This window comes from Hypericibacter terrae (assembly GCF_008728855.1).
Classification (GTDB): Bacteria; Pseudomonadota; Alphaproteobacteria; order Dongiales; family Dongiaceae; genus Hypericibacter; species Hypericibacter terrae.
Window position 1 is genome coordinate 5,458,690 of record NZ_CP042906.1, and the last position, 11,908, is coordinate 5,470,597.

11 protein-coding genes are annotated in these 11,908 nt (G+C 67.5%); 3 read left to right on the top strand and 8 right to left on the bottom strand.

Annotated elements, in window-relative coordinates; translation table 11 throughout:
* Window positions 1-10: 10 nt before the first annotated feature.
* Together FRZ44_RS24965 and pip are read right to left on the bottom strand one after the other, a co-directional pair.
* Window positions 11-712 (bottom strand): SDR family NAD(P)-dependent oxidoreductase, encoded by a 702-nt coding sequence (locus tag FRZ44_RS24965; protein WP_151179736.1) that lies wholly within the window; start codon window positions 710-712, stop codon window positions 11-13.
* A gap of 19 nt (window positions 713-731) precedes the next feature.
* On the bottom strand, window positions 732-1,682 hold the full coding sequence (pip, locus tag FRZ44_RS24970) for a prolyl aminopeptidase (protein WP_151179737.1): 951 nt from the start codon (window positions 1,680-1,682) through the stop codon (window positions 732-734).
* A gap of 166 nt (window positions 1,683-1,848) precedes the next feature.
* Between pip and FRZ44_RS24975 the strand changes: the two genes are divergently transcribed.
* The 3 genes from FRZ44_RS24975 (at window position 1,849) to FRZ44_RS24985 (ending at window position 5,931) form a co-directional block, all read left to right on the top strand.
* A complete protein-coding gene (locus tag FRZ44_RS24975; RefSeq protein ID WP_225308438.1) occupies window positions 1,849-2,571 on the top strand; it encodes a thermonuclease family protein in 723 nt (240 codons plus the stop codon).
* Window positions 2,568-4,037 (top strand): M48 family metalloprotease, encoded by a 1,470-nt coding sequence (locus tag FRZ44_RS24980; protein ID WP_151179739.1) that lies wholly within the window; start codon window positions 2,568-2,570, stop codon window positions 4,035-4,037. Before FRZ44_RS24975 ends, FRZ44_RS24980 begins: the two co-directional genes overlap by 4 nt.
* Window positions 4,038-4,104: 67 nt before the next feature.
* Complete coding sequence (locus FRZ44_RS24985; protein ID WP_151179740.1) at window positions 4,105-5,931, top strand: adenylate/guanylate cyclase domain-containing protein; 1,827 nt, start codon at window positions 4,105-4,107, stop codon at window positions 5,929-5,931.
* Window positions 5,932-6,185: 254 nt separating this feature from the next.
* Here FRZ44_RS24985 and FRZ44_RS24990 read toward each other — a convergent pair whose 3' ends face one another.
* From FRZ44_RS24990 to FRZ44_RS25015, 6 genes are all read right to left on the bottom strand, one after another.
* On the bottom strand, window positions 6,186-8,216 hold the full coding sequence (locus FRZ44_RS24990) for an oxidoreductase (RefSeq protein ID WP_151179741.1): 2,031 nt from the start codon (window positions 8,214-8,216) through the stop codon (window positions 6,186-6,188).
* A gap of 62 nt (window positions 8,217-8,278) precedes the next feature.
* Window positions 8,279-9,079: a hypothetical protein gene (locus tag FRZ44_RS24995; RefSeq protein ID WP_151179742.1), complete on the bottom strand. Its 801-nt coding sequence runs from the start codon at window positions 9,077-9,079 to the stop codon at window positions 8,279-8,281.
* Between the two features lie 137 nt (window positions 9,080-9,216).
* The gene (locus tag FRZ44_RS27705) at window positions 9,217-9,720 is read right to left on the bottom strand and encodes a CarD family transcriptional regulator (protein ID WP_431574448.1); all 504 of its coding nucleotides are present in this window, start codon (window positions 9,718-9,720) and stop codon (window positions 9,217-9,219) included.
* Window positions 9,721-10,479: 759 nt separating this feature from the next.
* On the bottom strand, window positions 10,480-10,815 hold the full coding sequence (fdxA, locus tag FRZ44_RS25005; protein ID WP_151179744.1) for a ferredoxin FdxA: 336 nt from the start codon (window positions 10,813-10,815) through the stop codon (window positions 10,480-10,482).
* 21 nt (window positions 10,816-10,836) lie between these two features.
* Complete coding sequence (locus tag FRZ44_RS25010) at window positions 10,837-11,352, bottom strand: tellurite resistance TerB family protein (RefSeq protein WP_151179745.1); 516 nt, start codon at window positions 11,350-11,352, stop codon at window positions 10,837-10,839.
* Between the two features lie 88 nt (window positions 11,353-11,440).
* The gene (locus FRZ44_RS25015; RefSeq protein ID WP_151179746.1) at window positions 11,441-11,902 is read right to left on the bottom strand and encodes an RNA-binding S4 domain-containing protein; all 462 of its coding nucleotides are present in this window, start codon (window positions 11,900-11,902) and stop codon (window positions 11,441-11,443) included.
* Between the last annotated feature and the right edge of the window lie 6 nt (window positions 11,903-11,908).

Consider the following 11,908-nt stretch of genomic DNA (forward strand, 5'->3'; position numbering starts at 1 on the left):
CCGAGGCCGGTCAGCTCAAGCCCACCACCGGCAGCGCCGCGCCATGGATCGCGCGCGCCGCGGGCGACGCCAGGAACAGGATCGCGTCGGCAAGCGCCTCGGGCGCCACCCATTTCGCCGGGTTGGCCTTCGGCATGGCCTGCCGGTTCTCGGGCGTGTCGATGATGCTGGGAAGCACGCAGTTCACATTGATGCCGGCATCGCGCAGCTCCGCCGCCATGCTCTCGGTCAGGCGGATGACCGCGCTCTTGGAGGCGATATAGGCGCCCATCTGCGCCTTGCCGCCGAGCGCCGCGTAGGCGCCGATATTGACGATCTTGCCGCTCTTGCGCGCGAGCATGCCGGGCACCACGGCATGCGACATGCGCAAGACCGAGCCGGCATTGAGCTCCATCATATGGGCCCAGCCCTTGGCATCGATCTCATGCACCGCCTCGCCCATGGCGAAACCGCCGGCGATGTTGCAGAGCACGTCGATCTGCCCGAAACGCTCGATCGCCTTGGCGACGGCCTTGTCGACCGATGTCGCATCCAGGAGATCGGCCGGACAAGCCAGCACGTCGGCAGCACCTTCCTTCTTGTAGACCCCGAGATCGCCCAGCTCGCGCGCGACCATGCAGAGCCGCGCCCCTTGCCGGGCGAAGGCCGACGCCGCCGCGCGGCCGAGATTGCCGGTGGCACCGGTGATCATCACCACATCGTTCTTGGCCATGCGAAGCTCCTCGCGTCGCCTATTTGATGCTGCGGAATCGATCCATCGCCGAAACCAGGCCGGCGCGGATGCCGGGCTCCATCGCCGAATGGCCGGCATCGGGCACCATGGTGAACTCGACCTCGGGCCAGGCGCGCCTCAGATCGTCGGCCGTGTCGGGCGGGCAGACGAGATCGTAGCGGCCCTGCACGACCACCGTCGGGATATGACGGATGCGGCCGACATTCTCGAGCAGGAAATTTTCCGGCAGGAAGATGTCGTGCGAGAAGTAATGCGCTTCCATGCGGGCGATGCCGAGCGCCACCACGTCGGTGGAGAAAGCCTCGACCGTCTCGGGGCTCGGCAGCAGGGTGCAGCAGCGCGCCTCGTAGATCGACCAGCGCCGCGCCGCCGGCATGTAGATCTCCGGGCTCGGATCGGTCAGCCGCTTGTAATAGGCGCGCAGGAGGTCGTGGCGCTCGGAGGCCGGAATATGCTCGGCGAACTCGCGCCAGGCCTCGGGCATGAAGTGACGGATGCCATAGAGGAACCAGTCGATCTCGCTGCGCCGGCAGAGGAAGATGCCGCGCAGGCAAAGCGCCATGACGCGCTCGGGATGATGCTCGGCATAGGCGATGGCGAGCGTGGAACCCCAGGACCCGCCGAACACATGCCAGCGCTGGATCTTCAGATGCTCGCGCAACCGTTCGATGTCGGCCACGAGCGCCGGCGTGTTGTTGTCCTGGATCTCGCCCAGCGGCTTGGAGCGGCCGGCGCCGCGCTGATCGAAGATCACGATGCGATAATGGGCCGGATCGAAGAAGCGACGATGGGCCGGGCTGGCGCCGGCGCCCGGACCGCCATGGAGAAAGACCACCGGGACACCCTTGGGATTGCCCGACTGTTCCCAGTAAAGTTGATGCGGACCGCCCACGGCGAGCATGCCGGTGTCATAGGGATCGATCTGCGGATAGAAAGCGCCGTCAGCCATGCAACCTGCCCTTTGGCCATTATTCATGCGGAGCCGCCGGGTACGAGACCCGGCGGCGGCGCCCACTATATCAGGGCGCGAGCGGCTGACAGCCCCCTTCGGCGCCGCGGTTTTCGGCCTGTTCTGCCTCCTCGTGATCACACCGGCGCGAGCGGGCGACCCGGCCTTGCCCGAGGCCGGCCTCGCCGCGCTGGGAGAGAGCAAAGTCGTGACCGTGGTCGATGGCGACACGCTGATGCTCGAAGATGGCCGCGAGGTCAGGTTGGTCGGGATCCAGGCGCCGAAGCTGCCGCTGGGCCGTCCCGATTTCCCGACCTGGCCCTTGGCCGAAGATGCCAGGCAGGCGCTCGCGCAGATGACCGTGGGCCGGACCCTCAAACTCTTCGCCGGCGGCGCCACGATGGATCGCCATGGCCGCACGCTGGCCCAGCTCGAACGCGAGGACGGGCTCTGGGTCCAGGCGGCGCTGATCCAGGCGGGCATGGCCCGCGCCTACAGCTTCCCCGACAACCGGGCGCTCGCGGCCGAATTGCTGACCTATGAGCAGGCGGCACGCGCCGCCCGGCGCGGCATCTGGGCCAACGCCTTCTATCGCATCCGCGATCCCGGGGAACTCGGCGGCATGGTCGACAGTTACCAATTGGTCGAGGGGCGCGTGGTGACCGCGGCCAAGCCGCAATCGCGCCTCTATCTCAATTTCGGCACCGACTGGAAAACCGACTTCACCGTTGCGATCGACGCCCAGGCGCTCAAGCTGTTCAAGGCGGCCGGGCTCGATCCGCTGACATGGGAAGGGCGTCGCCTTCGCGTCAGGGGCTGGATAAAATCCTTCAATGGCCCGTTGATCGATGTGACGCATCCCGAACAGATCGAGGTCCTCGAGCAATGAGACACCCGCTTCGCCATCTCGCCGCCGCCGCGCTTCTGCTCGCGACCGCGCTCCTGGGCGCCTGCAGCGTCAATCCCGCCACCGGCCAGCCCAGCTTCACGGGCTTCATGTCGGAATCCGACGAGGCCAAGATCGGGGCGCAGAGCCATCCGGAAATCCTGAAGGAGTTCGGCGGGGCCTATGGCACACCCGAGCTCCAGTCCTACATCCAGACCCTCGGCAGCAGCCTCTCGGCCAAGTCGGAGCGGCCCGACCTGAAATTCACCTTCACCGTGCTGGACTCGCCCATCGTTAACGCCTTCGCGGTGCCCGGCGGCTATATCTACATCACCCGCGGCCTGCTCGCTCTCGCCAACAACGAGGCCGAGGTGGCGGGCGTGCTCTCCCATGAGATCGGCCATATCACCGCGCGCCATTCCGCCCAGCGCTACAGCGAGGGCATGCTGGCGCAGATCGGTCTGGTCGGCCTCGGCATCCTCACCGGCAGCCAGGGGCTGACCAACCTCGCCGGCTATGGCGCGCAGGCCTGGCTGCAGAGCTATTCGCGCGACCAGGAGTTCCAGGCCGACCAGCTCGGCGTGCGCTACCTCTCGCGCGCGAGCTACGACCCGCAGGCCATGGCGGCCTTCCTCTCCAGCCTGGAAGCCGACGCCAAGCTCGAGGCCACGATCGAGGGCCACCCCGAGACCGCCGATCAGTTCAACATCATGCAGACTCATCCGCGCACGGCCGATCGCGTCCAGCGTGCCATCCAGGAAGCCCAGGCGACGACGCCGGTCCCCAATCCCAAGCTCGAGCGCGACGTCTATCTCGACCATATCGACGGCATCCTCTATGGCGACGACCCGAAGGAAGGCGTCATCCATGGCCGCCAGTTCTCCCATGCGGATCTGCGGCTCGCCTTCACGGCCCCCCAGGGCTTCCAGCTCGCCAATGGCAGCGACGCGGTCCAGGGGCTGGGGCCCAACGACACCGCCATGATCTTCGATGGCGGTCGACTCACGAGCGCCGGCAGCATGAGCGACTACATCTCGAACACATGGGCGGCGAAGATCCGGCTGCAGAGCCTCGAGAACATGACCATCAACGGCATGGAGGCGGCGACCGCGACCGCCTCGGGCAATACCAGGGACGGCCCCGTCTTCCTGCGGCTGGTGGCGATCCGCTACGACGCCAGCACCATTTACCGGTTCATCTTTCTCAGCCCCGCGCAGAATGCGAGCGCGGCCGATGCCGGCTTCCGCCAGGCGGCGGCGAGCTTCCGCAAGCTCTCCGCCAGCGAAGCCGCCCAGATCAAGCCGCTCAGGGTCCGCGTGATCACCGTCAAGACGGGCGACAGCGTATCCTCTCTCGCCAAATCGATGGCCTTCGACGATTATCAGGAACAGAGATTCCGGGTCCTCAACGGACTCGCGGCGAACGAGACCCTGGCCGCGGGTCAACGTGTGAAGCTGATTGTCGAATAGCTCGATCGCTCCGCCACCCTCCGTTCCCTCACCGTCGGAAAACGCAGCCCCGGCGACGCCGATCGTCGTGGCGCCGCCCGGGCGCGAACCGGCGCGACAACGCTGGCGCCCCTCGATTCTGCTGGTGCTGATGCTGGGTTTCGGCGGGCTGACCGTGGCCGCCGCCGGAACCGTGACGCTGATCGGCTACGACCTCGCCCGGCGCAACACCTACGACCTGATCGCGATGGTGTCGCGCTCGAGCGCGGCCGAGCGCCAGACCTCCATCCATGCGAGCCTGGACCCCGCCGAGAATGCCGTCCGCTATCTGGCGGGCGCCCTGGAGCGCGGCGAGCTCGATCCGCAAGGCACCCGCATGCCGCAATTGATGGAAGGCATGATCACGGCCGCGCCGCAGCTGGGAATGGTGGCCTTCATCGAGCCCGATCTGACCTTGATCGGCGCCGGACGCATCCTCTCGGGGCTGCAGGCGGGGCGGCGCAGCGTCCGCCTCTGGCCGGAGCTTCGGTTGATGTTGCGCTATGGCGAGTACCAGGACGGGCTCGACTGGCATGGCATCACCTTCGTGCCGTCCCTGCGGGAAAGCTTCATCATTGCTTCCTGGCCGGTGAAGCGCGACGGCCGCTTTTTCGGCCTCGCCATCGCCGGCGTGCCGCTCTCGGCGCTCTCCAATGCGATCGTCCCCGACCCGCGGACCGGCAATGTGGATTTCGTGCTGCGCGGGCCCGGCGAGGTCCTGGCCCATCCGTCGCTCGCCGGCGGCGCGCGCGGCCTCTCCTCCGAGCATCCGATTCCCACGACCGGCGAAGTGGGCGACACGGTCATCGACGCCTTCGAGCATGGCCAGAGCACGCCCCTGGGCGACGCCCTGAGCTCGGCCGGCCTCCAGGGCGGCAATGTCACGGTCGACAGCGGCAGCTTCATCGTCGTCTACCAGCTGATCGCGGGCTATGACGACGTGGCCTGGCGCGTCGGGCGCTACTTTCCGGCGTCACGCGCGACCGCCATCCTCAATCGCCTGACCTATGCGTTGCTGGCGGGCGCCATCGTGCTGGGCATCACGCTGCTGTTCGCCCTCGTGCTGTCGCGCATCATGTCGCGCGGCATCGGCCGGCTCGCCGCGGCCGCCCATCGCATCGCCCGGCTCGATTTCGAGGGCACCCAGCCCCTGCCCGGCAGCATGCTGGCGGAGCTCGATCGCGCCGCCCGCGCCTTCAACGCGATGCGCACCGGCCTCGCCTGGTTCAACACCTATGTCCCGCGCGCGCTGGTCAAGCGGCTGATGCGGATGGGCGACATGGCCGAGCTGGCGCCGGTGGAACGCGAGCTCACCGTGGTCTTCACCGACATCGTGGGATTCACGCCCATCAGCCAGCGCCTGAGCCCGCCGCGCCTCGCGGCCTTTCTCAACCGCCATTTCGGCATGCTCGCGGCCGCGATCGAAGGCGAGCAGGGCACCGTCGACAAATATATCGGCGATTCGGTGATGGCGTTCTGGGGTGCCCCGGCCGAGGATCCCGATCACGCGCTCCATGCCTGCCGCGCCGCGCTCGCCATCGCCGCCAGCATCAAGGCCGACAACGACCGGCGCCGGCGCAAGAAGCTCAATCCGGTGCGGCTGCGGATCGGGGTCAATACCGGCACCGCGATTGCCGGCAATATCGGCGCCCCCGGCCGCGTCAACTACACGCTGATCGGCGATGCCGTGAACACCGCGCAGCGCATCGAGCAGGCCGGCCATGGGGTCGACGACGGCGCCGACACGACCATCCTCGTCAGCGCCGCCACCGCCGCCAAGCTCCCGCCCGAGATCGAGCGAACAGAGATCGGCGCGCATATGCTGAAGGGCCTGACCGGCGAGCGGGTGCTCTATCGGCTGGTGGTGCCGGCGTGATCGACTCGCCGGCGCCGACTCACCCATAGATACACTTCACCTCTTCCCTTGAGGGGGAGGCTGGGGTGGGCGGTGGATGCCGGTCTCGCTACCTATAAAGCAGCAATCCTCTTGTGGGCTTCGTTCCAGAAATCGAGAGAGCAAGCCGTCGCGTTGATGATCTTCCATCGCGTTCCTGGCTCACCCCCCACCTAACCTCCCCCTCAAGGGGGAAGGGATTCGATGTCTCGGGTGCCGCTTGCTGTGTTTCGTTCCTACAACGCCAGTGCCAGTTTGCGTCCCTCATAGATCGCGGCGGCGGCGTGGCGCGGCGAGAGGCCGTCGCCGATCGCGTGATGCTCGAGGCCCGAGCCATCGAGTGCCAGGGCCAGCGCATTCTCCGAGACATTGGCCGTCGCCAGCACCAGCGTGTCGAACGCCACGCGCCTCGAGCCGCCGGCGAGCAGATCGAGGATGGTGGCGCCGTCGCCATGCCACTCGCCGACCGCGGCGTCGGTGATGAACTCGACCCCGAGCCCGCGGAGGCGCTTGCGCATCGGAAATTCGCTGCCGGTGCGCAGGATCTCGCGGCCCACCATCGAATCCGGCGTCAGCATCGTGACCTGGTGGCCCTGCTCCGCCATCGCCCAGGCCGTGCCGGCCCCGCGCCAATTGCCGCTGTCGTCGAGCAGCAGCACGCGCGATCCCAGCCTCGCCGCGCGGCTCATCACATCCTCGACCGCGAACACATTGGGCCGGTCGATTCCGGGCAGGCGCTCGACCGTCGGCAGGGCGCGCTGATAGCCGTTGCGCGCCGGCTGCGACCCCGTGGCCAGCACCACCGCATAGGCGCCGAAGCCCTTGATCTCGTCTTCGTCGACGGGACTGTTGAGCCGGACCTCGACCTGCAGCTTCTCGAGCTGGCCCTCATACCAGCCGATGAGATCGAGGATCTGCGCGCGGCGCGGCTGCAGCCCCGCGAGACGGAACTGTCCGCCGAGCTTGTCCGAGGCCTCGACCAGCGTCACGCGATGGCCGCGCTCGGCCGAGGCGCGCGCGGCCTCGAGGCCCGCGGGCCCGCCGCCCACCACCAGGATCTGCCGCGGCTTGGCCGCGGGCGTGAAGCGGTCGCCGCCCCACTGGAACTCGCGGCCGGCGGAGGGATTGATCAGGCAGGAGATCCAATAGTCGCGCGAGCGCCGGCCCCAGCACATCTGATTGCAGGAGATGCAGCCGCGGATATCCGCGGCCCGGCCCTCATGCGCCTTGTTGGCGAGATGCGGGTCGGCGATCTGGCCGCGCACGATCGAGACCATGTCCGCCTGGCCGGAGGCGATCACATAATCGGCGTTCTCGGGCGTGCGGATATGGCTCTCGGCCTGGACCTTGACCGTCCTGACCGCCTGGCGGATCGCCTCGGCGAAGGGCGGCCCCAGCTTGTCCTCATAGAGGAAGGCCGGAATGATCCGGGTATGGTCGAAATAGCTGCCGGTGCCGACCGTGACATAGTCATAGAGCCCGCGCGCATCGTGCCAGGCCGCGATCTCCTGCTGGTCGGCGACCGAGAGCACGTCGGGGCGCGAGGGATCGACGCTGATCGCCATGCCGATGACGAAATCGGGACCGGCATATTTGCGGATGCGGTCGAGCACGGCCGCCGAGAAGGCCATGCGCTTCTCGAAGCTGCCGCCGAAGCGATCCTCGCGCCGGTTGCTGAAGGGCGACCAGAACTGCTCGATCAGCGCGTTATAGGCCGCCATCAGCTCGCAGCCGTCGAAGCCCGCTTCCTTGGCGCGCCGCGCGGCCTGGCCGAAGCCCTCGACCAGCTCCTCGATCTGGGACTCGCCGACGGCGTGGCTGCCGTCGGAATCATGCATCGACGGCAGCCCCGAGGGCGACCAGTTGGCCTCGAACGAGTTGTCCCAGTCGCCATGGGCGCCGACGTGATAGATCTGCTGGATCATCACCGTGCCGAACGCGTGGCAGGCGTCGGTTATGCGCCGGAAATGTGGGATGACCGCATCGTCGCTGTGGCGGAAATTGCCGCGCGTCAGCACGCCGGTGCGATGCGGCGGCACCGGCTCGACCACGATCATCGCCGCCCCGCCGCGTGCGCGTTCGCTGTAATAGCCCAGATGCCGGTCCATCGGCAGGCCGCCCTCGCTCATATTGGCGGTATGGGCGCCGAAATTGAGCCGATGCTTGAGCGTCTTGCTGCCGACTTTCAGCGGGGAGAAGAGATGCGGAAAGGCTTGGCCCGCTAAGATTGGGCCTGCTGAGATTGGAGTCTGCGAGCTTTGGGTCATCGAGGTCTCTCCCAGGCGCCGCCCCTTCTTTCGAGGACGGACGCGACCACGAAATTGCGAGGTTACGCCTCGATCATATCCACCAGCTCGCCGGAATGATCGAAACATCCGGCGAGGAGCGGCCCGCCGAAACCGGCGCCGCCATCGACCGTCGCGGTGAAGCGGTCGATCTTCAGCCCGCCATGGCCGCGGTCATAGCCGCGCACCACGCGGCGAAAGCCGCCATAGGGCTGCTCCATCCGGACGAAGGCGGACGAGCCCCACCAGAGCGCGTCGGCCTGGGCCGGCAGCGGACGTTCGGGATCGATCCCGGCCGAGACGAACAGCAGCGTCCCGTCGGCGGTATAGGCCGCGCGCCGCAAGGCGCTCATCAGCGCGTAATGGCCGGGACTCGCCTGCATCGCGTTGCGCATCTGATTGGTCCAGCGCGTGATGCTGACGGCACCGTCGCGGGCCGCGGCCGCCGCCTGCTGCGGATCCCCGCCATAGGCCATCAGGGTCGCCTCGACGCCGTTCTGCAGCATCCAGCCCAACACTTCGCGCGGGTTGGGGGCGAACTGGAGCTGCAGCAGCTTCTGCCACATCTCCTCCTGCCCGCCGCGCAAATAGGCGACATCGGAGGCGAACATGCGTGGCGCGGCGATCAGGATCCGGCGAAAGCGCAGGAGCTCGTCGAGCGTCTCGCGGATCTGGGTGCCGCGCCCCAGATAATTGCCGAGATAGGCGAGCCGGTCGCCCGGCATGAAGCGCTCGGTCAGGCCCTCATGGATCTGGCGCAGGCGCGCCGCTTCGCCATGAATCGACGCAACCGCCCAGACCCGTCGGCCGGCCTTCAGAACGGCGAATTTTTCGGCGGCTTTCAAGGCCCGGCTTCTCCCTCGCCCCGTCGCACCGGTTGACGATGGCGAACGGTCGGACGCAAATCGGGCATAAAAATGACGACGCCCGCGTTCGCCTTGGCAGCGAACGCGGGCGAGTGTAGGCAGGCTTCAGCGGAGGCTCAAGCAGCCTTCAGCAGCTGCTCGAGGCGCTGGGTTGCCGACTGTTCGTCGATATCCTCCACGGCCGCGAGCTCGCGCACCAGCCGGTCGAGCGCCGCCTGATAGATCTGGCGCTCGCTGTAGGACTGATCGGGCTGGTCGGCGTTGCGATGCAGGTCGCGCACCACCTCGGCGATCGAGACCGGATCGCCCGAGTTGATCTTCGCCTCATATTCCTGCGCGCGGCGGCTCCACATGGTCCGCTTGACGCGCGAGCGGCCCTTCAAGGTCTGCAGCGCCGTGTCCATCACCTTGCGGCTGGAGAGACGGCGCAGGCCCGAATTGCGCGCCTTCGACACCGGCACGCGCAGGGTCATCCTGTCCTTTTCGAAATGAACCGTGATGACCTGGAGGCTGTGGCCGGAGATTTCCTGGCTGTCGATGCCGAGCACCTTGCCGACGCCGTGGGTCGGATAGACCACATGATCGCCGGCGCGGAAGGTGACCTCTTCCAGCGTCTTCATCGGCCGGGGCGGAATCGGCTTCACCAGCACGGGCTTGCCCATCATCGGCTTCGCGGGAGCCGCGGGCGGGGCCGATTTCGAGGGCGCGGCCGATTTCGCGGGCGCCGCGGGTGCTGCCGGCTTCGCGGCGGCGGCCGGCGCCGTCGGCTTTGCGGCGGCCGTGGATTTCACCGCGGCAGCCGGTGCCGCGGGCGCTGCAGGCTTCGTCGACGCAGACTTGGCGGGCGCATGGGCCGGTTTCGCCGGCGCATGAGCCGGATGCGCGGGCTTTGCCGCAGGCTTGGCCGCGGCTTTCGACACGTCCTTGGTCTTGGGCTTCACTGGTGTTGCTGCTTTCACGGGCGCGGGTTTCGCCGCGACGGGTTTCTTCTTCGCCTGCACGGGTTTGGCCTTGGCAGAGGCGCTCTTCGCTGCCGTCTTGCCCGCCGAAGCCTTCACAGGGGTCGCCTTCGACTTGGTACGCGTGGACATCGTCTTTCCTGTTCCTCTCTCGGCCGCCGGCAAGCGCACGCGCCCGCCGCAGCATTGCGGCGCTGCGCTCCGACCACCCAATCATTGATACGGGGCCGGGTGCCGCGAAACACCCGCCTGGGGGGTCTGGGCCTCTCACCGGATCTGGAGGCCGACCGCCATCTTTCGGAAATATAACGGAAATTGGTCCTTGATTCAACTCAAGGGCTGTGGCAGCCCCGAGCACAAACCAGGAACTGCCCGGGACGATCTACCGGACACTCCACAATCTTCAGAGGAATCAATCCCTTATACCTTATCGGGATTCGGGCTGAAAAATTTGTCGAACTTGCCCTCGACGCCTTTGAACTGATCGGCGTCGGCCGGCGCCTCACCCTTGCGGGTGATGTTCGGCCATTGTTCCGCATATTGCCGGTTGAGCTCGACCCATTTTTCGAGCCCCTGCTCGGTGTCGGGCAGGATGGCATCGGCCGGGCATTCGGGCTCGCAGACGCCGCAATCGATGCACTCGTCCGGATGGATCACGAGCATGTTCTCGCCGGCATAGAAACAGTCCACCGGGCACACCTCGACGCAATCCATGTATTTGCATCGGATGCAGGCTTCGGTGACGACGTAGGTCATCTCAGGCGACTCCAGTTGCGTTCAATGATCGGTGGCGAGAACGCCGCGGCCGGACCCGACCGGGCCCGAACCCTGCGTCTCGGCCTTCGCCGCCGGCGCGCGTGCCAGCACGCGCTTGCGTGCGGCGCCGTTCTCCGTGTCGGACAGGTCGAGCAGGCCGGCAACACGCCGCATCAGGTTGTCCTCATAGGGATCGAGACGGCCATCGGCATAGACCACTTCCCACAGCATCTCGACCAGCTTCACCCGTTCCTCGGGCGTCATCCCGTTCTTGACCTGCTGGGTGAAGGCGAAGAAGCGGTTTCCCGTCTCCGCCGACGCGAGCGCGCGGTCGAGATGCGCGGCGGCGGCCTCGGCGGTCAAACCGAAACGCTGCGCCAGCCGCAACTCGATCACCTGCCGTTCGGCCGGGTCAACGCGCTGATCCATGCGCGCCGCTTCGGCCAGCAACATCGTCACCGCAACGACAAGATCGTCATGGTGGTCCGGTTGCTTCGGGTCCAGGCCCGCCAGCAATGCCTTGATACGACTGATCACAGGCTTGCCTAGCACGGCCCTCGGAGCGCGCGCAACCCTGGGCAGCTTGAGGATTTTGCGGTCAATTGCCGCGATCCCGAGGGGACAATCAGGGGTCGTCGTCCTGGAGCCGATCGAGCGCGCGCCGCTCGCGCTTGGTGGGCCGTCCGCTGCCGGCGGCGCGGACGCCAGGACCCGCTTCCTGGCGCAGCCGCGGCTGCGGCGGCGTCAGATCCTGGTAGAGCGTCCGCGCCTCGGGCGCCGGCCCCCGGCGAGCGCCGAGCGCCAGGATGCGGATCACGCGGACCTGGCCGCCGAGCGGAAAGGTGAGCACGTCGCCGGGCCGCACCGTCTGGCTGGCTTTGGCGACCAGGCTGGGCGTGCCGGACCTGACCTCGGGAGCGGCAGCCGCGCCGTTGGCGGGGGCCGCCTGCGCCAGACGGATCTGGCCCCCGACGCAAAGCTTGGTGGCCAGGCTGCGGCTCTTGCAGAAGCGCGCATGCCACAGCCATTTGTCGAGACGCAGCGCCGCGGCGATGGGAACCCCGGCTCCACCGTCGCGATCGGGCATGTCCTG

What these genes read in the sequence shown, in the direction of transcription:
- FRZ44_RS24965 (WP_151179736.1), bottom strand. Translation starts at nt 712, where the DNA reads ATGGCCAAGAACGATGTGGTGATGATCACCGGTGCCACCGGCAATCTC.
- pip (WP_151179737.1), bottom strand. Translation starts at nt 1,682, where the DNA reads ATGGCTGACGGCGCTTTCTATCCGCAGATCGATCCCTATGACACCGGC.
- FRZ44_RS24980 (WP_151179739.1), top strand. Translation starts at nt 2,568, where the DNA reads ATGAGACACCCGCTTCGCCATCTCGCCGCCGCCGCGCTTCTGCTCGCG.
- FRZ44_RS24990 (WP_151179741.1), bottom strand. Translation starts at nt 8,216, where the DNA reads ATGACCCAAAGCTCGCAGACTCCAATCTCAGCAGGCCCAATCTTAGCG.
- FRZ44_RS27705 (WP_431574448.1), bottom strand. Translation starts at nt 9,720, where the DNA reads ATGAAGACGCTGGAAGAGGTCACCTTCCGCGCCGGCGATCATGTGGTC.
- fdxA (WP_151179744.1), bottom strand. Translation starts at nt 10,815, where the DNA reads ATGACCTACGTCGTCACCGAAGCCTGCATCCGATGCAAATACATGGAT.
- FRZ44_RS25015 (WP_151179746.1), bottom strand. Translation starts at nt 11,902, where the DNA reads ATGCCCGATCGCGACGGTGGAGCCGGGGTTCCCATCGCCGCGGCGCTG.